Origin of the sequence: Verminephrobacter eiseniae EF01-2 (assembly GCF_000015565.1) — a bacterium.
Lineage (GTDB): Bacteria > Pseudomonadota > Gammaproteobacteria > Burkholderiales > Burkholderiaceae_C > Acidovorax > Acidovorax eiseniae.
Genome location: NC_008786.1, coordinates 4,229,406 through 4,249,158, shown reverse-complemented (window position 1 = coordinate 4,249,158; position 19,753 = coordinate 4,229,406). Strand labels below are relative to the sequence as shown.

The window sequence follows — 19,753 nt, the reverse complement described above, 5'->3', positions numbered from 1 at the left end:
ATGCTCTCACGTCTGCTGCATGGGCTGCTGCCGGTAGCCGGGGCTGTGCTGGCCGTTTCCATGGTCAGTTTCGCGCTGGTTGCCTTTCTGCCGGGCGACCTTGCTCTGATCATGCTCGGGGATTCGGCCACTCCGGAATTGCTGGCGGCTGCCCGCCAGCAACTCGGCCTGGACCGACCGCTGTACGAGCGCTATCTGCAGTGGCTGGGGCGGGCGTTTCAGGGCGACTTCGGGCGTTCCATGCGTTCGGGTGAACCGGTGCTCGATGCGATCGGGGCGCGGCTACCGGTCACCCTCGAACTGATGGTGCTGACCGTGCTCGTCTCGCTCAGCCTGTCGATTCCACTTGGCGTCTGGTCAGCCTACCGGCAGGGCCGGGTTGTTGACCGGGCCACCATGAGCGTCTCTCTGGTGTTCCTGTCTTCGCCCTCGTTTTTGGTAGGCGTGTTGTTGATCTACTTCGTGGCGCTGAAATTGCAATGGCTGCCGGCGTCCGGCTTCGTTCCGCTTGGCGAAAGCGTGTCGGGCAATCTCAAATCCATGGTGCTGCCGGTGCTGGCGCTGGCTTTGCACGACTTACCGATCTACGTGCGCGTGCTGCGCAGCGAAATGATCCAGACGCTGCAACAGAATTTCATCCTGCTGGCGCGTGGCATGGGTCTGTCGGTGGTGCGCATCTTGGTCGGCAATGCTCTGCGGCCGGCTTCGCTGAACCTGGTTACCACAGTGGGGCTGAACGTTGGGCGCATGCTCGGCGGCGCGCTGACCATCGAGGTGCTGTTTGGTCTGCCCGGCCTGGGACAGCTGCTTGTCGAATCCATCTACCAGAAGGAGTTTCTCGTGATGCAGGCGATCGTGCTTTTTGTCGCCATCAGTTTCATCGCCATCAACCTGCTGGTGGACCTCATCTACTTCCTGCTCGACCCGCGACTGCGCGATGAACGGGGGGGCGCATGAGGGTGGCGCTGACTGACCGCGCTGATGCCGTGTCGCGGCGGCGCAATACCCGGCGGTTGCTTGGCTTGTGGATGCCGGCCGGCTGGTTGACTCTGGTGGCGCTGGCAGCCGTTCTGGCACCCTGGTTGCCATTGCGCGACCCACTGGAGCAGGACCTGCTGCTGATGCTTGCACCACCCGGTGAAGGCCACTGGCTCGGCTCCGACGGTTTGGGGCGTGACGTATTGTCCCGGATCGTGTTCGGCCTGCGCATCACGCTGACCGTCGCACTGGGGTCGGTGACTGTGGGCGTGCTGATCGGTGGGCTTTTTGGTTTACTGGCCGGCTACTACCGCGGGAACGTGGAGCGTTGGATCCTGGCGGCCAACAACATCCTGATGGCGTTCCCGCCGCTGGTGTTGGTGTTGGCGCTGATGTCCTATCCCGGTGCAGCGCTGCCAAAGGTGATCCTGGCGCTTGGCCTGGTGTTCGCCAGTTCCTTCACGCGCATTACGCGGGTCAACACGCTGATGTTCGCGCAACAGAGCTTCGTCATGGCCGCGCGCGCCACCGGCATGCGCGACCTGCGCATCATGATGCGGGAGATCGTGCCCAACCTGGTCACGCCGGTCATGGTGTATGCCTTGCTGATGGTGGCGCTGGCCGCAGTGGCCGAAGGCACTCTGAGTTTTCTGGGTCTCAGCGTTCCTCCGCCGATGCCGACGCTGGGCGGGATGATCGCGGCCGAGGTCAGCAACATGCACGAGGCGCCGCACGCAGTGTTCTTCCCTGCGCTGGTGTTCTTCGTCACCATTTTTGCGTTGAACCGTGTGGGCGAGTATGTGCAGCGCTCACTGGACGTTCGGGAGAGTGCAGCATGATGGCTGAACAAGCGACGCAGGCCCTGGAGACGCGGTTGCTCCAGGTCGAGAATCTGCAGACGCGATTTGCTACGCCCCATGGCCTGGTACGTGCCGTCGATGGTGTCAGCTTGCAGCTGAACAGAGGCGAGACGCTGGGTGTGGTTGGCGAGTCGGGCTCGGGAAAATCGATACTGGCGCGCAGCCTGATGGGACTGCTGCCGCCGGCACCCTACAGCCAGCGCTCCGGCCGCATCCTGCTGTCGGGACGCGACATCGCCGCGCTGGATGAGGCTCAACTGTCCACAGTGCGCGGGCGTGAGATCGCGATGATCTTCCAGGACCCCATGACTTCGCTGAACCCGGTTCTGACCATTGGCCAGCAGATCATCCAGGTGCTGCGTCGCCACACCGACCTGGGCGAGCGCGCTGCCCGCGAACGGGCGGTCGAATTGCTGCAGCAGGTGAGGATTCCGGCGCCCGAGAGGCGCGTGCACGACCACCCGCACCATCTTTCGGGCGGCATGCGACAGCGCGCGGTGATCGCGATCGCGCTGGCCTGCGGGCCGCGCTTGCTGATCGCGGATGAACCAACGACGGCGCTGGACGTGACCGTGCAGGCGCAAATCCTGCAACTGCTGCGCAGCCTGCAGGAGGTGCACCACATGGCGCTGGTGCTGATCAGCCACAACCTGGGCGTGGTGGCGCAGATGTGCGACCGCGTCGCTGTCATGTACGCCGGCCGCATCGTCGAGGAAGCCCCGACTGCCGACCTGTTCGCCGCGCCCCGCATGCGCTACACCGAGGCGCTCATGAAGTCCATGCCCCGGCTGGATGCGCCCAGCCACGCTCTGCTGTACGTGATTGGCGGGCGCCCGCCCAACCTTGCGCAGCCGGTTCCCGGCTGCGGTTTTGCGCCGCGCTGCCGCGATACCGTTGCAAGCTGCGCGAGCATGTCACCAGCCGAGTCAATGGCCGGAGAACGGCACCGCTTCGCATGCTGGAATCCTTTGCAAGGAGTCAATGATGGCCGGTAATGGAACGGCGGCGTTGCGCGCCGCAGATCTGGCGCTGCTGCGTGTGGAGAACTTGGTTCGTGTCTACCGGGCCAAAGGCGGGCAGCGCGTGCAGGCGGTCTTGTATCTTTAAACCGGCCCAGCGCGGTAGAGTCTGAACGCCGTTGAGGCGGCCAGACGGGCCCGTGCAGTTTGGTAGCGGCTGGGGTGATGGAGCCCGTGACTGAGTACAGAACGCACGGCCGCCGCGCTGGTCTTCGTGAAGCCCGAACGGTTACGCGCGCCAAGCTTGAGCGCGCATGCACAAGCAAGGGATCTGAAGATCATGTCTGTTACCTCAATGACGGTGGGCATCGACGTAGCCAAGGCGCACATCGATGTCTGTGTGCTGGAGCCCAAGAGCGGGGCCCAGCGGTTTACCAACGATGCTGAAGGCCACTCGGCCCTTGCAGCGCTTTTGCAGCCCCTGGATGTGGGCCTGGTGGTAATGGAGGCCACCGGTGGCTACGAGGTGGCGCTGGCGTGTGCCCTGCAGGCCGCAGGCCTGCCCGTGGCGGTGCTCAATCCGCGCCAGGCGCGCGACTTCGCCAAGTCCATGGGCCGGCTGGCCAAGACCGACGCGGTCGATGCACGCATGCTCGCGGAGCTGGCCGCGGTGCTGCTGCGCCGCGAAGACCTGAGCCGCTTCCTGCGCCCCCTGACCGACGAGTGCCAGCAGTGGCTGGCTGCGCTGGTCACACGCAGGCGCCAGCTGCTGACCATGCTTCATTCCGAACGCCAGCGCCTGCAGATCACCCCCGCGAAGCTGCACCCAAGCATCGAGGCCATCGTGGCTGCCATCAAGGCACAGCTCAATGAGCTGGAGACGCAGATGGTGGGCCATGTGCGGGAGCACTTCGGCGATCTGGACCGGCTGCTGCAGTCGGCCGCAGGCGTTGGTCCGGTGGCCAGCGCCACGATGATTGCCGAGTTGCCCGAACTGGGCCGGCTCAACCGGCGCGAGATCGCAGCCCTGGTAGGCGTGGCGCCCATGGCCAACGATTCCGGCAGCAGCAAGGGCCGACGACGGGTGCAAGGAGGACGCTTCGAGGTCCGGCGTGTGCTGTACATGGCAACGCTGACTGCCACTCGCTACAACCCGGCCATCAAGGCCTTCTACGAACGCCTCAAGGCTGCCGGCAAGCTGCCCAAGGTCGCTCTGGTGGCGTGCATGCGCAAACTCCTGACCACGCTCAACGCCATGGTCAGAACCGGCAAACCTTGGGATAAATCGCTGCACGGCACTTGACTCGGAAGACGGTTACTCAGACGTATCCTTCGACCTGCTGCCTGGAGAGACGCTGGGCGTGGTCGGCGAATCGGGCTGCGGCAAGTCGACGCTGGCCAAGGCCCTGATGATGCTGGCTCCACCCACGGCCGGGACCATCTGGTTCGAACGTTCGCCCTTGACAGGTCGTAGCGAGGCAGTTCTACGAGCCATGCGACCGCGCCTGCAGATGGTGTTTCAGGACCCGGTCTCGTCGTTGAATCCACGGCAGACCATGCAGAAAATTGTCGAGACTCCGCTGGAGGTGCATGGCCTCGGCACCGCGGCCGAAAGGCGAGAGCGTGCGCACCAGATGCTGGCCGCCGTCGGACTCGATGCGGACCAGGTTGGCCAGCGGCGTCCGCACGAGTTGTCGGGCGGGCAATGCCAGCGTGTCAGCATCGCGCGCGCGTTGGTGCTGCAGCCTTCGCTATTGGTTTGCGACGAGCCGGTGTCGGCGCTGGACGTGTCGGTGCAGGCGCAGGTGGTGAACCTGCTGGAGCAGGCGAAGAAAGACTTCGCGTTGACCATGGTGTTCATCTCGCACGATCTGTTGGTGGTGAAGTCCATCAGCGACCGTGTGATGGTCATGTATCTGGGCAAAGTTTGCGAAATAGGGGCTGCAGACGAGGTTTATTCCAGGCCCGCTCACCCTTACACACGCATGTTGCTCGATGCCATTCCCGATCCGCAACGACCGAGGGCGCTGGCGACGCCGGACAACGGGGAGACGCCGTCGCCCATGAATATGCCGGGTGCTTGTCGATTTCATACGCGCTGCGTGCAGGCAACCGCGCTGTGCGCCCGTGAGGAGCCTGTGTTGCAGGCATGCGGGGATGATCATTTTGTCGCCTGCCATCACCCGCAGAGTGATTGGATTTCCGGCTCCGGAGAATAGAAACTATTGTGCCGAAGCGTACACGTAGTCGGTTCATCCACAACCTGCCATTGGGGTTGCATCTAGTACCTCTGCACAGAGGTTATGACGGTTTGCCGCAAGCTGGTACCGGATAGGCCTTGGCTAGCTTTTGCCTGGCCTTGTCCGTAGAGAACATCCAGTGGATGCGAGCACCGCTGGCATTTCGCAGATGCTCCCACGCCTCAATCTCAGCAATGAGCCGCTCACGGCAATCAATGCGGCGATCCAGACACTGGCGCCGCAGCACACCGATCTCGATCTCCACCATGTTCAACCAACTGGCGTGCTTGGGGGTGTAGTGGAACTCAATGCGCTGCAGGATGCGGCGTGCCTCTTGTGGTGGCATGGATTGGTACAGCGCAGCAGCCGTGTGCGTTGACAGGTTGTCCAGCACGAGGCGGATGCGCTCGGCCTGCGGGTAGTGGATGTCCACCAGATCACGCATGCACTGGGCAAAGTCCTGGGCCATGCGCCGCTCGGTGACTTTGACCCTGCGCCAGCTGCGATGCGCATCGAGGAAGACAAACAGATTGGCGGTGCCGTTGCGCTTGTATTCGTAGTCATAGCGCAAGGGCTGGCCCGGCTCGGCCGGGATCGGCTGGCGCACCTCACCAATGAGCTGGGTCGGGCTTTCATCGAAACACACCACCGGCTGCTGCGGGTCGGGGTCTTGGGCATACAAGTCGAGCACGTCCTCCATGCGCGCCACGTATTCAGCGTCAACCTTGGGGATGCACCACATGTCCTTGCGCCAAGGCTTCAGATCATTCTCGGCCAGGCGCCTGCGTACCGTCTCGCACGATAGTGCTTCGTGCTCGGTCAGCTTCACGAACTCATCGGCCAGCAATTCCAGCGTCCAGCGCGCACGCCCGGCTGGCGGATTGGCGCAGGCCGTGGCAATCAGCAGGGCCTGCTCTTTGCCGCTGAGCTTGCGCTGCGCTCCAGCCCGAGCCTGCTCGGCAAGCGCAGCCTCCAGGCCCAGCTCCACGAAGCGGCGCTTGGTACGGTACACCGTGGATTCACCCACCGCCACGGTAGCGGCAATGCTCGCGTCATCGCGGCCAGCGTGAGCAGCCAGCAGAATTTGTGCTCGCTTGAGCGTGCGGGCCGCATGCTTGCCTGCGCCCAGCAAGGTGGCAAGCATTTCTTGCTCGGACGGCTCAAGTTCGACTCGATACTGTAGATTCATTCGGATGGCTTCCTTCAAGGAGCCTCCTTTGATCGCTGGAGTCAAGAATGGATCAACAAATGGATCAAAAATCGATGGCGTTGTCTGAGCCACGTTCAGGCTGCCCGGGGTTCACCAACAAGCAAGGCCAGTATCTGGCTTTCATCTGGGCCTATGGACTGATCAACGCCCGCGCACCGGCTGAGCGTGATATGCAGCGCTTTTTTGGTGTCACCGCACCGTCCATCCATCAGATGGTGCTCCATCTCGAACGCGATGGACTGATCCGCCGCCAAGCGGGCATGGCGCGCAGTATCGAACTGCTCATTGACCACAACTGCTTGCCTGTCCTGCAGCCCTGCCATTCCGTCAAAACCTCTGTGCAGCGGTACTAGTCCACTGCATCATTGAATAAGCCCCTGTCGAATGCGCCGTGATGGATCGTCGTACTTCCACTTGATGGGCTTGGGATTCTTGTGGTGTTCGCGGATGTAGCGCATCAGCTTTCGCCCCAAGTCCTGCACCGAGGTAAATACGCTGCGGGTTATGACATCACGCTGAATGCGCGAGAACCAGTTCTCCACCTGGTTCAGCCACGACGAGTACGTGGGTGTGAAGTGCATGCGCACGTTGCCGTGCCGTACAAGGAAGTCCCGCACGCGCTGGGTCTTGTGGCTGCTGACGTTGTCGCAGATGACATGGATCTCCTGCCGCTCGCACTGGCTGGCGACGATGTCGGTAAGGAAGGCAACGAACTGCTCGCTGGTGTGGCGCGCCGCGGTCTTGCCCAGCACTTGGCCGGTGGCGGTGTTCAGCGCCGCGAACAAGCTCAGCGTGCCGTTTCTCTTGTACTCGAATCCGTGGCTCTCGGCACGCCCTGGCGACAGCGGCAGCATCCGGTCCTTGCGAGCCACTGAACCGCTGTGAGCAAACGCACCAGACACACTGAGTGTGTGTGTGTACTCAGAGCTTGAGAGTTTTTCCCCGCTGACCGTTGGGAAGTGGCCCGAGACTGGCTTGGGCAAGGTATGACGTCAAGCCAGCGCTCCGCGATGCCCCAGGATCAGGCCATGTTCGAAGGCATGGATGTGCCAGCAGCGAGTGCTGGCGCGCCAATGCACCCTTGTAGCGCACCGCCAGCCAGTGCCCCGGCACGCGTGCAGGAGCCCAACCGTTTGCAAGTGGAGCTGCGCGCATCCGACCTGGATTCGCTGCTGCCTGCAGACCATCGGGCCCGGCTGGTGTGGCGCTACGTGGAGCAGCAGGATCTGAGCGTGCTGTTCGATGCCATCCGGGCCCGAGGTTCGGCGCCTGGGCGCCGGGCCATTGATCCACGCATCCTGTTCTCGCTGTGGCTGTACGCCACGCTGGATGGCGTCGGCAGCGGGCGCGAGGTCGCCCGGTTGAGCCAAAGCCACGACGCGTACCGCTGGATCTGTGGTGGTGTGTCGGTGAACTACCACGCGCTCAATGACTTTCGGGTGGGCAACGAGGCGCTGATGGACCGCCTGCTCAGCCACAACGTGGCCGCGCTGGCTGCCGTCGGGGTGATCCGGCTGGTGCGCGTGGCGCAAGACGGCATGCGGGTACGCGCCAGCGCCGGGGCGGCCTCGTTCCGGCGCAAGGGCACGCTCAAGGAGCACCATGCCAAGGCCACCGAGATGGTGCACTCGCTCAAGGAGCAAGCCCGCGAGAACCCGGGGCAGGCCGAGCGACGGGCACAGGCGGCCAGGCTGCGGGCAGCCGAGCTGCGCGAGCAGCAACTGGCCGCGGCACTGGCGCGGCTGCCCGAGTTGGAGGCAATCAAGCAGCGCAATGGCCGGCCGATCGACAAGGCGCGTGCCAGCACGACAGATGCCGATGCCAGCAACATGAAGATGGCCGACGGCGGCTGGCGCCCGGCCTACAACGTGCAACTGGCCACCGACTGCGCCAGCCAGGTGATCGTGGGCGTGGACACCGTCACCGCCGGCAGCGACATGGCCCAGTTGGCGCCCATGGTCCAACAAGTGCACCAGCGCGTGGGCAAGGCGGCCGAACAATGGCTGGTCGACGGCGGCTTGCCAGCGCACGGCCAACTGGACGCGGTGGCCGACAAGACCGAGGTCTATGCGCCGGTGCCCCAAGCCAGGGCACCCAAGGGAAAGAGCCAAGGCCAGGACGACGAGCAGCCGCCGCCCGCACCGGGCAGCCAGTTCCAACCCAAGGCCGGCGACAGCACAGCCGTGGCGCAGTGGCGCCAGCGCATGAGCACCGATGAGGCCCGCGAGATCTACAAGGATCGGGCGGCCACGGCCGAATGCGTGAACGCGCAGGCGCGCAACCGCGGCCTGCTGCGCATGCCCGTGCGCGGACTGGCCAAGGTCAAGTGCATTGCCTGGTGGTATGCCCTGGCACACAACCTGATGAGGACGGTGGCGCTGGCGCCGCAGCTCATCGGCTGGGGCACAGGTGCGTGCGCAGGTGCGGCAGCGCTGACTTGAGGGCCCTGCGCGCCAGGATCAATGCGCCGCAAGGCCATGGTGAGCGACCTGCAACGCTCAAAGCCAACGTACCCGCCGCACTGTGGCTACCTCACTCGCGCCGCGAACCCGCCGCCATGGCTGGCGTAGGGCAGCCGTCCACCTTCTGAAAATCGAAAAACTCTCAGACTCTCAGTGGTCACGCCCATTGTGCGATGCAACGGCACCGCTTGCTGGCTTGCTGGCTGACCATGCGTGCAGTTTCGGACACGACCGACAGGCCCACGGCCAGCGCATGGCGACGTTGCGGACCATGGGGCCGCATCGCCCATTGCGCCGCCGATGCGGCCATGGCCAGAGGCTGGTCGCAGGGCACGATCGCACCCGGACAGGATCAATGGCCGGTGAAGCGGGCGGGGCGTTTTTCCAGAAAATGCGCCACTCCCTCCCTGAAGTCTGCGCTCAGGACGCTTTGCGACATCTCGGCATTCGCGGCCAGCGTGTTTTCCGCCAGCGTCTGGAAGGGGGCGTCGTACTGCTGGCGCTTGATCACCCGCATGGAACGCGGTGAGACGTTGTCCACCAGGTCACGCACATAGGCAGAGGTCTGCTCCAGGAGCTTGTCGGCTGGAAACACTTGGTTCACCAGCCCCATGGACAGCGCCTCGCAAGCCTGCACCTTGCGCGCCGACAACAGCAGATCGAGCGCATTCGCATGGCCGACGATCAATGGCAGCATCCAGCTCAGGCCATGCTCGGCAATCAGGCCGCGGCGGGAAAACGACGTGGTGAAAACCGCTGTGTCTGCGGCGAAGCGGATGTCGCAGTACAGCGCATGCACCAGCCCAATCCCGGCGGTGGCACCGTTGAGCATGCCGATCACCGGCTTGGGCAGCGCAGGGTAGAAGCCATAGCGGGTCTGGTAGTCGGCACGGCGATTCATGTCAAAAGGCCGGCTCCAGGCGTCGCTTTTGATGTCGTTGGGATCGAGGTCTTTGAGTTCGTCCATGTCGGCGCCTGCGCAAAAGCCGCGACCAGCGCCTGTGAGCACGATGGCGCGCACGCCGTCATCGTCCGCCGCCTGCTCCATCGCCTGGCGTACCTCCCGCTCCATGGTGGCCGTCCAGGCGTTCAGGCGGGCCGGGCGGTTGAGCGTGATGGTGGCGATGTGATGATCCACCGCGTAGAGAATGTGTTGATAGCCCATGGTGACACTCCAGTCAGAAAAAGCCGCAGGGTCTGCACATCACTGTGCAGGGCCAGGCCAGCGGCCTTTGGGACGTTGCAGATAGGCTTGCACCGCAGGGCGCTCGCGCAACTGCTTTGCCCAGCGCTGCAGCACCTTTTCGATACGTGGCGCGGCCACGCCCAGTTGGGCCATGGCCACACCGCCATTGACCGACTCGCTGTAGTCGCAGATCAGGCCATCGCGCAGCCCGAAGCGGCTCATGCCATCGATCACCACGGAGCGGCCGGCAAACTCGGGCACCTGCGAGGTAAAGCTGGACAGCGACCACGCATAGCCAATGCGGCCATTGCACACCGGGTCCCGCATTTCCCAGCGGTAGTCAGGCCCTGCATCGCGCCGAAACAGGTTGACCAGCATGTGGGCAATATCGGCATGCCCCTGGTGGTCGCCATAGATGTAGTCATGGTAGATGCCATCCGGGGTGAAGCAGGCCGCAAAGGCCTGGCCATCCCCGGCTTCGGCAGCCGCCGTGAAACGCAGCAAGAGTTGCTCAAACGCCTGGTCAGTCATCGCCGGTTTCCTTTGAAAAAATGCATCACGCCGCGCTGGGCTCGCGCTCGCGGTACTCCTTGCGCAACCGCTGTCGGTCCACCTTGCCACTGGCATCGAGCGCAAACTCCTGCAGAAAGCACACTTCACGCGGCACCTTGTAGCGCGCCAGATGCTTCTGGCAATGGGTCAACACCTCTTGCTCGCCAAGAGGGCGGATGGTTTCGACGAACGCGACGATGCGCTCGCCGAGCCGGGCGTCGGGGACGCTGATCACGGCGGCCTTGACCACGCCCTCCAGCGCAAACAGGACTTCCTCGATCTCGCGCGGGTAGATGTTGTAGCCGCCGGTAATGATCAGTTCCTTTTTGCGATCGACGATGTAGAGGAAGCCATCGGCATCCAGGTGGCCGATGTCGCCGGTATGCAGCCACCCGTCGCGAAAGGTCTGCGCCGTCATCTCGGGCTGGTTGAAGTAGCCCCGCGCCATGCCCGGGGTGCGCACGATGACCTCACCGTCCTGGCCCGCCGGCAGTTCCTGGCCCTGACTGCCATGGATACGAATTTCGACGCCCCAGTACGGTTTGCCCGCTGCTCCCATGCGCCGCCCCTCGGGCGTGAAGCGGTTGCCGACGATCGAAGGGCTGGCTTCGGTCATGCCGTAGCCCTCCGAAATCAGTACGCCGAATTTCTCCTCAAAGCGCTGGTGCACCTGCTCTGACAAGGCTTGCCCGCCCGACACGCAAGCGCGCAGCGCGGACAGATCGACCCCATCGGGAATCGGCGTATCGCGCAGATTCCAGTACATGGTGGGTACGCCCATGAAAACGCTCACCCGCTCCCCGGCCATGGCGCGCATGGCGCTCGCGGCGTCAAACTTGGCTGCCAGCACGATGCTGGCACCGACATGAAGAAAGGTGGAGAACATGCAGGTATGGCCAAACACATGGGCAAATGGCAACGCACCATAGCCACGATCCTGCGGCGTCAGTTTGAGCAGATCGTGCGCAAACGCCTGTACGTTCCACAAGATGTTGAAATGCGACAGCTCCACGCCTTTGGGCCGCCCGGTCGATCCCGAGGAGTACAAAATCACTGCGGTCTCTCCCGGCTCAAACTCGGGAAACGGGTGGGCCAGCTTGCCCGGCATGATCGTCAGTCCTGCCGCTTCGACACCGACATCGATGATGGTGCCACGCGCATTGAATTCCGGCAGTGCCTCACGCAGTTCGCAGGCATGGCGGCCATCATCAAAAATCAGTGCCGGATCGCAGTCGCGCGCAATCGCCGCGATTTCGGGCGTGACCAGCAGCGGGTTGATCGGCACGGGGATGGCCCCGCTTTGCAACACGCCGTGGTACATGACTGCCCAGGCAATCGAGTTGGGCAACACGATCATCACGCGTTCACGCGGCTGCACGCCCAGGACGCGCAAGGCATTGGCACAACCTGCGGCCATTCGATCCAACTCGCCATAGCTGACCCGGCGCGCGCCTTCGATCAGCGCGATGGCGTCAGGTCGTTGGCGCGCCTGCCAGCGCACCGATTCTGCAATATTCAAGCCCATGGCCATACCTTTCTCATTTCAATGTCGCTGGCCTCGGCGCGCGCAGAGGCCACCAAGACAGCGCGCCCCGGTCGATCTACTGCCCGGGTCGAAACCAACCCGCCAGCATGGGCACCAGCCCGCGTGGGAAATACATCACGGCCAGCATCAGCAAAACCCCGTAGGCGATAAAACGGAAGGTCTCGGCAATGCGCAGCATCTCGGGCAAGGCCACCACCAGCACAGCCCCCACCATCGGACCGGAGAGCGTCGCGCTGCCGCCCAGGATCACGGCCAAAATCGCGTTCATCGAGGCATCCACGGAGAACGGCGTCGGATTGATGAAGCCCACATAGTGCGCATACAAGGCACCGGCAGAGCCGGCATAGAGCGCGCTGGCCACAAAAGCCAATAGCTTGTAGCGCCAGGTCGCCACCCCTAGCGCCTCGGTGTACATCTCGTTTTGGCGGATCGCCTGCCAGATGCGCCCGGCGCGTGAACGCACCAGCCAGGCGGCCAGCACACTGCTGCACACCAGGGCCAGCAGCACCAGGTAGTAGTAATGGGCGCGGTTCTGAAAATCCACCTCCTGCCCCAGCAGCGTGAAGCCCGGCGGCGCGGGAATCCGGCTCAGCCCCGATTCCCCGCCGGTGAGCCCGATCGCATTGACCAGGAAGATGAAGATCACCATGTTGAAGGCCATGGTCACGATCGCAAAGTAATGGCCTTTGACACGCAGCGATGGATAGCCCACACACAGGGCCACCACGGCGGTGCACAGTGGCGCGGCGACAAACGCAAGCCAGACCGGCAAGCCGGTGTTCATGCTCAACCAGGCCGAGCTGTAGGCGCCCACGCCCATGAAGCCGCCCTGCACGATGGACACATAGCCGGCATAGCCCTGAATGAAATTCGTGCCCTGCGCCACCATCGCCCAGAGCATGGCCAGCACCGCCAGGTGAATGAAGTACTTGACCTGCAATACCTGCGGCAGCGCAGCGACCAGCGCCAGCAAGACCAGCACCGCCATTGTTTTTTTCTGCATGGTTTCGATGGCCTTTCATGTCTTCCTGCGCATCAGGCCTTCGGGGCGCAGCAGCAGCACCGCGATCATGATGACAAAAGAGATCACATCCTTGTAGGCCGAGGACACAAAGCCCGCCGCCAAGGCCTCGCTCACCCCCAGAATCAGGCCACCCACGATGGCGCCAGGGATAGAGCCCAGTCCGCCCAGGATCAAGACGGCAAAGCCCTTGATCACCAATCCACCGCTCACCCCCGGCGCAATCGCAAACAAGGCGCCGATCAGCACGCCTGCAGCCACCCCCAACGCCGAACTGAGCGCAAACACGATGGATGAGACGCGATTGACATTCACCCCCATCAGCACTGCTGCCGAACGGTTCTGCGCCACGGCGCGGATGGACGCGCCCATCCAGGTTCGGTGCATGAACAGCGTCAGCGCCAGCACCAGCAACACCGCGATCACAAACACATAGATCCGCAATTCGGGCATGGCCCACTCGCCCCATTCCAGGGTGCGCCCAAACGGGGTGGGCAAAACCACCTGATCGACCCCGAACAGCAGCAGGTTGAGTTTTTCGATCACCATGGTCAGCCCCAAGGCCACGATGAAGGCGTTGATTGGCGGCCCCGCGCGCACGGGTCGGTAAGCCAGCCGCTCGATCAGCATGCCCAGCAAGGCGCCGACGAGCATGGCCGGCACCATGGCCAGCAGGATATTCACCCCCATGCGCTGCATCAGCGCATGGGTCAGGTAGCCGCCAAACATGGCCACGCTGCCATGGGCAAAGTGGGCAATGCCCAGGATGCCGAAAATGACGGTCAAGCCCAGTGCGATCAGCGTGTAGACGCTGCCTACGACCAGACCGTTGAGAATTTGTTGTATCAGTTCGATGAACACGGCACACCCTGTGCAGCATGGGGGCGTCGGATCGTGGGGGCTGGCTCCGGATCCAGCCTATTTGCGCAACGAACGCAGGTAAGCCGAATAGGCCTTGGCATCCGAAGGCAACTCGCCCAGGAACTGCCACTGACCCTGCTTCCACTGGAATGCGCCATTGGAGATATAGGCTTGGCCGTTCCCGTCAAACATCTTTCCGTCGATCGGTTGGTATTTGAGCAAGACTTCCTTGGGCACGGGCAGGCCGCGCAACGCTGCGATCAGCTTCTTGACATCGCTCGTGCTTTGCGCACTCTTGAGCGCATCACGCAGCACGTAGACCTGATCGTAGGCATAGGCGGTGTTGGGGGTAGGCTCCTCGCCGTACTTTTTCTTGTAGGCATCGGCAAAACGCTTGGCATTTTCGCTGCCCAGCGCCTGCACCGAAAACTCCACCGACAGCAGGTCGGTCACCCCTTCCATCTGCTCGCTGCTGGCCACTTTCAGAAACTGCCTTTCGCTGCCGCCGCTAAAGCCGTAGCGCGGCATTTTCATGCCAATTTCTTTGAATTGGCGGTAGGCAAACGCGGCCTGCTCGACATAGCCCGAAATAAAGACCGCATCGGGATCCAGGCGCTTGAGCTTGGTCAGTTGCGGGGTCATGTCACGGTCATGTCCGCCAAAGGTCTCCAGCGCCACCACCTTGCCACCAGCCTGCTCGAAACGCTTGATCAATGCCTCGCGGTACTGGGTGAACAAGGCCACATCACGCACCCCCAGGATGCCCAGCGTGCGCACCCCCTTGTCGTAGAGATAGCGCCCCGCCGCAGCGCCGGTGTAATCACCCGGCGGACGGGTGCGAAACACATTCGGGTTGCCCGCAGCGGTGATATCGCGCGCGCCTGCCGTGCCCACCAGCATCAACGCATCCTCGCGCCCCATGAAAGACGCCACTGCGCCTCCCGAGGCCGAGCAGCAGTAGCCCAGCAAGACTTTGACGCCGTCGCGGTCGAGCAGTTTGCGCGCCACATTGGTCGCCTCGGTGGGATCGGCCTTGTCGTCATAGGAGATGGTCTTGAGCCGGTAGGCATCGCCACCGACAGGAATCCCCCCTGCGGCGTTGACCTCTTCGACGGCCAGTTCGATGGCGCGCAGTTCGGGTACGCCATACACCGCCCCGCCACCCGACAGGGCATCACTGACCCCCACGGTCAAGGTCTTGTCCGCAGCGTGCGCGACCAGCGCCACCGTCATCCCTGCCAGTCCCATGCATGCTGCCACCAGGCCATGCCTGCCGTGTCGTTGCGCCATGTTGTCTCACTCCTTTGAAATTCGCCACAGGCCCATCACCGAAAAGTCGACCTCAATGCCCCAGGTAGGCATTGCTGATCTCGGGGTTGTCGCGCAGGCTGGCGCTGCTGCCACTGAGCGCCACATGCCCGGTCTCCAGCACATAGCCACGATCTGCCACACGCAAAGCCATGGAGACCGACTGCTCGACCAGCAGCATGGTCACGCCGCGCTGCTTGATCGCCATCAGGCAGCGCTCGACCTCATCGACAATCTTGGGCGCCAGCCCCAGCGAGGGTTCGTCGAGGAGGCACAGGCGGGGCCGTGCCATCAGCGCCCGGGCAATCGCCAGCATTTCCTGCTCTCCGCCAGATAGCGTGCCGGCCTTCTGAGCGGTGCGCTCGCGCAGGCGAGGAAACAATTCCAGCATCTCCTCCAGGTCGTGCTTCCAGGCGGGATCATGACGCCGGCTGTAGGCCCCCATGCGCAGGTTTTCCAACACGCTCATTTCGCCAAAGACCTGGCGCCCCTCGGGGCACATGCTCACCCCCAGGGCGGCAATCGCAGACCCAGGCATCGCGCGCAACGGATGGCCATCAAAAATGATGTCGCCGCCCGTCACCTCCACCAAGCCGCAAATTGCTTTGAGGAGGGTGGACTTGCCTGCCCCATTGGGGCCGATCAGTGCCACGCACTCGCCAGCCGCCACATCCAACGAGACGCCATGCACGGCTTCGATGTTGCCGTACCCTGCAACCAGGCCCTGAACCTGCAATATCGGCTTCACTGCTGGTGTCCCAGGTAAGCCTCGATCACGGCGGGATTGGCCCGGATCTCGGCGGGCGTGCCTTCGGCAATTTTTTCACCAAAATTGAGAACGACGATGCGCTGGCAGACCTCCATGATCAGCGCCATATGGTGTTCGATCACCATCACGCTCACATTGCGTCGCGGCAGTCGACGGATCAATGCCGATAGCATGCGCCGCTCGCTGGCGACCATGCCCGCTGCCGGTTCGTCCATCAACAACACCGAAGACCGGCTGGCCAAAGCACAGGCGATCATCAGCAAGCGCTGCCGGGCCACGGGCAACCGGCGCGCCGGCACATCGCGCTCGTCGGCCAAGCCTGTGAATTCGAGCAATTCCAGCGCCCGGACCTGCGCATCCGCAGTATCGCGGCGCGCACTGCGCCAACCCCGCATCTGCGCCAGCAAGCCCTGGCGCTGGCAGACATTGGCCCCCACCAGCACATTGTCGAGCGCGCTGAATTCGCCAAACAACTGCGTTGTCTGAAAGGTCCGGGCCAGCCCTCGGGCCACTACCTGATGGGCTGGCAGACCGCTGATGCGCTGTCCCTCGAGGCTGATCTGCCCCTGGGTGGGCGGCAGTGCGCCCGAAATGACATTCACGCAGGTGGACTTGCCCGAACCATTGGGGCCGATCAGCCCCACCACCTCACGCGCACCCACACCAAAGCTGATGCCCTTGAGCGCCGTAACGCCGCCAAAGGTCTTGCGCACATCGCTCAGCACAAGCAAGGGCTGTGTGCTCCCGCTCATGCTGCAACCTTGTCGGCCACCGTGCGCGCGACGGGCATCTGCACGGCCCGGTGCCGCAGGAGCTCCCCGATGCCGCGCGCACCGTCGATCGCTGCGGCACGCTGCGCCGCAGGCAAATTCTCCCCAACGGGCTGCGCAGCATGTGCAGCAGCCACCACACGGTCTGCATCTGCAAGCCCTCCCGTTGCCGTCGGGCGCGGCAAAGACCCGGTTGCCGGATCGAATGCCTGCAACGGCAATCCAGGTCGCAGTGGCGCTGCCCAAGCATTGCCGATGAAGAAGGTGCTGCCGTCGCTCATGAGTCTCTTGGATGTGGGTTTTTTTGCGTTTTCATCTTTCGTAAAAGATCAAAAACAACATTTCTTTTGGAATCTAACAGAACAAATCGAAGATGTTCCCATGGAAATTCCCGATTGTTTGTTGAATGAATTTCTGTACGGGCGCACGGATGTATGCTTTGCACTGCCCCCCCCAAGCAGGCCGGGCCATCGCGCCACCAACTTCTGTGGAAAACTGATGCAGCGCCCCATGAAACTCAACAATAGACAACAAGAACTGCTCAACCACCTCCAGAGAGAAGGCTCCAGCACGATCGAAGCCCTGGCAGCCATGTTCGAGGTCACGCCGCAAACCATTCGCCGCGATGTCCTGCTCATGGAAGAACACCAGCGACTCAGTCGCTACCATGGCGGAGTGCGTCTTCCGGGTGGATTGGAAAACCTGGCCCATTCCACGCGCCAGACGCTGCTTTCGGCAGAAAAGCAGGCGATTGCGGCCCAGGCGGCCCAACACATCCCGAACCGCTCGACCATCTTCATCAACATGGGAACCACCGCCGAAGCGGTCGCCAGCGCTTTGCGCCAGCATCGAGGCTTGCGGGTCATTACCAACAGCCTCCATGTCGCTGCCGTGATGTGCGACTTCCCGCAGGCCGAAGTCATCATCGCGGGCGGTGTTGTGCGCCCGCGTGACCGAGGCATCACCGGTGAAGCGGCGATTGACTTGATCCAGAAGTTCAAGGTCGACTTTGCCGTCATTGGCATCAGCAGCATTGACCTCGACGGCACATTGCGTGATTACGATCACCGTGAAATTCGCGTCACCCAGGCCGTCATGGCCCAGTCACACCAAGTGCTGTTGGTGGCCGATCGCTCCAAAATTGGCCGCCCCGCGCTGGTGCGTCTGGGACATATCAGCGAGATAGATGCGCTATTCACCGATGCCCCGCTGCCCGCTTCGATGAATGGTCTTTTTGCAGCCGGAAAACCGGCCGTACATATCGCAAATTTTGCGGCGACCACTCCAACCACTCCACCCGTATCCACCCGCAGGGCGGGCAAAGAACGATGAATGGGCCATGCACCGGGATGCCTTGATCTTGGGGGCCATGGGGCGGCAGCTATGTTGGCGCAGAGGGCCGTCCGTTTTCCGGATGCTGAATGCGCATCGAAACCACCCCGGCGCGCCAAGAAAAACGGGCGACAGCAAAACGGCTGTAGCCCGTTATGAAGGCGTTGCCCTGCAAGGCAGTGGGGGGTCGTCAGGGCGATCTTGGCCTGCGGGTTCAGCGCGGCATGGGTGACGTTGCAGCTCAGGGTGCCCAAGCCCGCGAGCAGGGTACCGGAACTGGCAAGGGCTGCCGTCCGGGGCGTGTTTGCCGGCGTCTGGGCGCGATCGGAGCGAACGGCTTTGGTCACGGCTAGTGTCGCGTCACGGATCAGATGTCGTAGGCTGCGCGCAGCCATCGGAGCGCAGCGCAAGGCGCAGCGCGCAGCCCATACCGAGCTGTATTGGCAAGCGATGCAACGCCGCGATGCGCTTCGATGGCCAGCGCAGACCGACAGATGATCCGTGACGCGACACCAGGATGTGGCTGGCGTTGACCAATGCCAAGTGCCCGTCGTCGAACAGCATGGGCTTGGGTCGAACGCGCATTTCGATCTGCTGATCTGCCGGAAACCTTCAAGGCCACCGGCAAGGGTTGGCAGATCCCCGAGTGAATGCGGCTCTGCCCCAGTGCATCACTGAGCATCCGCTCGATCGTTGACGGGCCGCCCGCCGCTGCCCGGCTCTTGGTGCGGTTGCGACCGAGGCATCCGTCCTGCCGGCACTGCCCTTGCCCGGCCCAGCGTCCATGCGCTGCGCGCTCGATGCCAGTGCCTTGGCTTGCGGACCTGGTCAGCGACTGCGGCGCAATCGGCCGTATGGCCCTTGAATACCTCCAGCGGCCGGCACCTGCGCGTGCAACCAAGCATGTCGCCCTGCGCATACCCGACGCTTGGCATACCGCCATTTATTACCAGACGGTCACATCGACAGGATGAATGGAAACTTGTAACTGCGTAAAGTTGCACTTCGCCACATAAGATACTCCGCATGACCAATCGACCATCCCGGGCTGGCGCTGCCAAACAAGGCAAAAGCATGCAATGGCAATGGCTGCGCAAACAATTGCCGAAAAACCGTTCATGCACCACAGTGACCGCAGCGCGAGGCTTCACGCTGATCGAACTCATGGTGACACTGGCCTTGGCGGTCATTTTGGGCAGTTTGGCGGCGCCCTCGGTGCGGGACTCCATTATTCGCAGCAGACTGACCAATCTCGGTAACGAATTTATCGGCAGCATTCTGAAAGTCCGCAGCGAGGCTGTCAATCGAAATACCTGTTTCACCTTGTGCACGAGCACCAATGCAGGCGATCCCGAGCCAACTTGCACCGCAGCGCTGAAGCCCGATTGGAACAAGGGTTGGATCATTTTCATCAATCCTACCTGCGATAGTCTGGACCCGATCCTGACCCCGGAACCGGAGGATCTGCTGCTGGCCCGCCCGGCGACAGATGCGGATTACAAATTGCTGGCGGGACAAGCAAGAATGACATTCAATGCGCGTGGCGGACTTCCGAAGAGCCAGTGGGATCAGATCAATCTGGTCTACAAGGGGAAAGAAGATCCATTGACAAAAAAATTCGCCTTCAATATTTGCCTGGATGCTCTGGGGATTACCCGCAGGATTCCATCGGATAGGGCATGTCAGGATTACTGATGAT

21 protein-coding genes and 1 pseudogene are annotated in these 19,753 nt (G+C 62.8%); 10 read left to right on the top strand and 12 right to left on the bottom strand.

All coding sequences use genetic code 11. From position 1 onward, the window contains the following. From VEIS_RS18625 to VEIS_RS18605, 6 genes are all read left to right on the top strand, one after another. A complete protein-coding gene (locus tag VEIS_RS18625) occupies positions 1–957 on the top strand; it encodes an ABC transporter permease (RefSeq protein WP_011811547.1) in 957 nt (318 codons plus the stop codon). 29 nt (positions 958–986) lie between these two features. Continuing rightward, entirely contained in the window at positions 987–1,817 is an 831-nt protein-coding gene (locus tag VEIS_RS18620) for an ABC transporter permease (RefSeq protein ID WP_198137898.1), read from the top strand. Then, positions 1,814–2,833, top strand: coding sequence for an ABC transporter ATP-binding protein (locus VEIS_RS18615; protein WP_011811545.1), 1,020 nt, complete (start codon positions 1,814–1,816; stop codon positions 2,831–2,833). Before VEIS_RS18620 ends, VEIS_RS18615 begins: the two co-directional genes overlap by 4 nt. Then, complete coding sequence (locus VEIS_RS31255; protein ID WP_265259713.1) at positions 2,823–2,945, top strand: hypothetical protein; 123 nt, start codon at positions 2,823–2,825, stop codon at positions 2,943–2,945. Before VEIS_RS18615 ends, VEIS_RS31255 begins: the two co-directional genes overlap by 11 nt. 192 nt (positions 2,946–3,137) lie before the next feature. Then, the gene (locus VEIS_RS18610; protein ID WP_011808318.1) at positions 3,138–4,100 is read left to right on the top strand and encodes an IS110 family RNA-guided transposase; all 963 of its coding nucleotides are present in this window, start codon (positions 3,138–3,140) and stop codon (positions 4,098–4,100) included. 58 nt (positions 4,101–4,158) lie between these two features. Continuing rightward, entirely contained in the window at positions 4,159–5,016 is an 858-nt protein-coding gene (locus VEIS_RS18605) for an ABC transporter ATP-binding protein (RefSeq protein ID WP_011811544.1), read from the top strand. Between the two features lie 82 nt (positions 5,017–5,098). Here the strand turns inward: VEIS_RS18605 and VEIS_RS18600 are convergent, their stop codons facing one another. Next, entirely contained in the window at positions 5,099–6,226 is a 1,128-nt protein-coding gene (locus tag VEIS_RS18600) for an IS630 family transposase (protein ID WP_011811543.1), read from the bottom strand. A gap of 47 nt (positions 6,227–6,273) precedes the next feature. Between VEIS_RS18600 and VEIS_RS18595 the strand changes: the two genes are divergently transcribed. Further along, positions 6,274–6,600 (top strand): LexA family protein, encoded by a 327-nt coding sequence (locus VEIS_RS18595; protein ID WP_011811542.1) that lies wholly within the window; start codon positions 6,274–6,276, stop codon positions 6,598–6,600. A 9-nt stretch (positions 6,601–6,609) separates the two neighbouring features. Here the strand turns inward: VEIS_RS18595 and VEIS_RS18590 are convergent. Further along, positions 6,610–7,113, bottom strand: a pseudogene (locus VEIS_RS18590) (IS630 family transposase); the annotation flags it as partial. A 162-nt stretch (positions 7,114–7,275) separates the two neighbouring features. On the opposite strand from VEIS_RS18590, the gene VEIS_RS18585 reads away from it, so the two are divergent. Further along, on the top strand, positions 7,276–8,688 hold the full coding sequence (locus VEIS_RS18585; RefSeq protein WP_011811540.1) for an IS1182-like element ISVei6 family transposase: 1,413 nt from the start codon (positions 7,276–7,278) through the stop codon (positions 8,686–8,688). 373 nt (positions 8,689–9,061) lie between these two features. Here the strand turns inward: VEIS_RS18585 and VEIS_RS18580 are convergent, their stop codons facing one another. The 9 genes from VEIS_RS18580 to VEIS_RS29100 all read right to left on the bottom strand — a co-directional run bounded on the left by VEIS_RS18580 (position 9,062) and on the right by VEIS_RS29100 (position 17,003). Next, positions 9,062–9,874 (bottom strand): enoyl-CoA hydratase, encoded by an 813-nt coding sequence (locus VEIS_RS18580; RefSeq protein ID WP_011811538.1) that lies wholly within the window; start codon positions 9,872–9,874, stop codon positions 9,062–9,064. 39 nt (positions 9,875–9,913) lie between these two features. Beyond that, a complete protein-coding gene (locus VEIS_RS18575; RefSeq protein WP_011811537.1) occupies positions 9,914–10,426 on the bottom strand; it encodes a nuclear transport factor 2 family protein in 513 nt (170 codons plus the stop codon). Between the two features lie 25 nt (positions 10,427–10,451). Beyond that, complete coding sequence (locus VEIS_RS18570) at positions 10,452–11,972, bottom strand: class I adenylate-forming enzyme family protein (RefSeq protein ID WP_011811536.1); 1,521 nt, start codon at positions 11,970–11,972, stop codon at positions 10,452–10,454. Between the two features lie 76 nt (positions 11,973–12,048). Beyond that, the gene (locus VEIS_RS18565; RefSeq protein WP_011811535.1) at positions 12,049–12,996 is read right to left on the bottom strand and encodes a branched-chain amino acid ABC transporter permease; all 948 of its coding nucleotides are present in this window, start codon (positions 12,994–12,996) and stop codon (positions 12,049–12,051) included. A gap of 15 nt (positions 12,997–13,011) precedes the next feature. Next, complete coding sequence (locus tag VEIS_RS18560; RefSeq protein WP_011811534.1) at positions 13,012–13,875, bottom strand: branched-chain amino acid ABC transporter permease; 864 nt, start codon at positions 13,873–13,875, stop codon at positions 13,012–13,014. A 57-nt stretch (positions 13,876–13,932) separates the two neighbouring features. Further along, positions 13,933–15,165 carry an ABC transporter substrate-binding protein gene (locus VEIS_RS18555; protein WP_011811533.1) on the bottom strand — a complete coding sequence of 411 codons (1,233 nt, stop codon included), beginning with the start codon at positions 15,163–15,165 and terminating at the stop codon, positions 13,933–13,935. A 52-nt stretch (positions 15,166–15,217) separates the two neighbouring features. Beyond that, positions 15,218–15,931 carry an ABC transporter ATP-binding protein gene (locus VEIS_RS18550; RefSeq protein WP_011811532.1) on the bottom strand — a complete coding sequence of 238 codons (714 nt, stop codon included), beginning with the start codon at positions 15,929–15,931 and terminating at the stop codon, positions 15,218–15,220. Then, on the bottom strand, positions 15,928–16,704 hold the full coding sequence (locus VEIS_RS18545) for an ABC transporter ATP-binding protein (RefSeq protein ID WP_011811531.1): 777 nt from the start codon (positions 16,702–16,704) through the stop codon (positions 15,928–15,930). Before VEIS_RS18545 ends, VEIS_RS18550 begins: the two co-directional genes overlap by 4 nt. Further along, positions 16,701–17,003 (bottom strand): hypothetical protein, encoded by a 303-nt coding sequence (locus tag VEIS_RS29100; protein ID WP_157048593.1) that lies wholly within the window; start codon positions 17,001–17,003, stop codon positions 16,701–16,703. The genes VEIS_RS18545 and VEIS_RS29100 overlap by 4 nt, the downstream gene beginning before the upstream one ends. Between VEIS_RS29100 and VEIS_RS18540 the strand changes: the two genes are divergently transcribed. Continuing rightward, positions 16,978–18,054, top strand: a complete 1,077-nt coding sequence (locus tag VEIS_RS18540) for a DeoR/GlpR family DNA-binding transcription regulator (RefSeq protein ID WP_232287743.1) — start codon at positions 16,978–16,980, stop codon at positions 18,052–18,054. The two genes, VEIS_RS29100 and VEIS_RS18540, sit on opposite strands and share 26 nt — an antisense overlap. Positions 18,055–18,414: 360 nt before the next feature. Here the strand turns inward: VEIS_RS18540 and VEIS_RS26855 are convergent, their stop codons facing one another. Further along, positions 18,415–18,639 carry a hypothetical protein gene (locus VEIS_RS26855; RefSeq protein WP_157048592.1) on the bottom strand — a complete coding sequence of 75 codons (225 nt, stop codon included), beginning with the start codon at positions 18,637–18,639 and terminating at the stop codon, positions 18,415–18,417. Positions 18,640–19,080: 441 nt separating this feature from the next. Here VEIS_RS26855 and VEIS_RS18535 point away from each other — a divergent pair, with 441 nt between their 5' ends. After that, positions 19,081–19,749 (top strand): GspH/FimT family pseudopilin, encoded by a 669-nt coding sequence (locus VEIS_RS18535; protein WP_011811526.1) that lies wholly within the window; start codon positions 19,081–19,083, stop codon positions 19,747–19,749. Positions 19,750–19,753: the final 4 nt, after the last annotated feature.

Coding starts and splice junctions, on each gene's coding strand:
- VEIS_RS18625 (WP_011811547.1), top strand. CDS start 1: ATGCTCTCACGTCTGCTGCATGGGCTGCTGCCGGTAGCCGGGGCTGTG.
- VEIS_RS18615 (WP_011811545.1), top strand. CDS start 1,814: ATGATGGCTGAACAAGCGACGCAGGCCCTGGAGACGCGGTTGCTCCAG.
- VEIS_RS31255 (WP_265259713.1), top strand. CDS start 2,823: ATGGCCGGTAATGGAACGGCGGCGTTGCGCGCCGCAGATCTGGCGCTG.
- VEIS_RS18610 (WP_011808318.1), top strand. CDS start 3,138: ATGTCTGTTACCTCAATGACGGTGGGCATCGACGTAGCCAAGGCGCAC.
- VEIS_RS18600 (WP_011811543.1), bottom strand. CDS start 6,226: ATGAATCTACAGTATCGAGTCGAACTTGAGCCGTCCGAGCAAGAAATG.
- VEIS_RS18595 (WP_011811542.1), top strand. CDS start 6,274: ATGGATCAACAAATGGATCAAAAATCGATGGCGTTGTCTGAGCCACGT.
- VEIS_RS18585 (WP_011811540.1), top strand. CDS start 7,276: ATGTTCGAAGGCATGGATGTGCCAGCAGCGAGTGCTGGCGCGCCAATG.
- VEIS_RS18580 (WP_011811538.1), bottom strand. CDS start 9,874: ATGGGCTATCAACACATTCTCTACGCGGTGGATCATCACATCGCCACC.
- VEIS_RS18575 (WP_011811537.1), bottom strand. CDS start 10,426: ATGACTGACCAGGCGTTTGAGCAACTCTTGCTGCGTTTCACGGCGGCT.
- VEIS_RS18570 (WP_011811536.1), bottom strand. CDS start 11,972: ATGGGCTTGAATATTGCAGAATCGGTGCGCTGGCAGGCGCGCCAACGA.
- VEIS_RS18565 (WP_011811535.1), bottom strand. CDS start 12,996: ATGCAGAAAAAAACAATGGCGGTGCTGGTCTTGCTGGCGCTGGTCGCT.
- VEIS_RS18555 (WP_011811533.1), bottom strand. CDS start 15,165: ATGGCGCAACGACACGGCAGGCATGGCCTGGTGGCAGCATGCATGGGA.
- VEIS_RS18545 (WP_011811531.1), bottom strand. CDS start 16,704: ATGAGCGGGAGCACACAGCCCTTGCTTGTGCTGAGCGATGTGCGCAAG.
- VEIS_RS18540 (WP_232287743.1), top strand. CDS start 16,978: ATGAAGAAGGTGCTGCCGTCGCTCATGAGTCTCTTGGATGTGGGTTTT.
- VEIS_RS29100 (WP_157048593.1), bottom strand. CDS start 17,003: ATGAGCGACGGCAGCACCTTCTTCATCGGCAATGCTTGGGCAGCGCCA.
- VEIS_RS26855 (WP_157048592.1), bottom strand. CDS start 18,639: ATGCGCGTTCGACCCAAGCCCATGCTGTTCGACGACGGGCACTTGGCA.
- VEIS_RS18535 (WP_011811526.1), top strand. CDS start 19,081: ATGACCAATCGACCATCCCGGGCTGGCGCTGCCAAACAAGGCAAAAGC.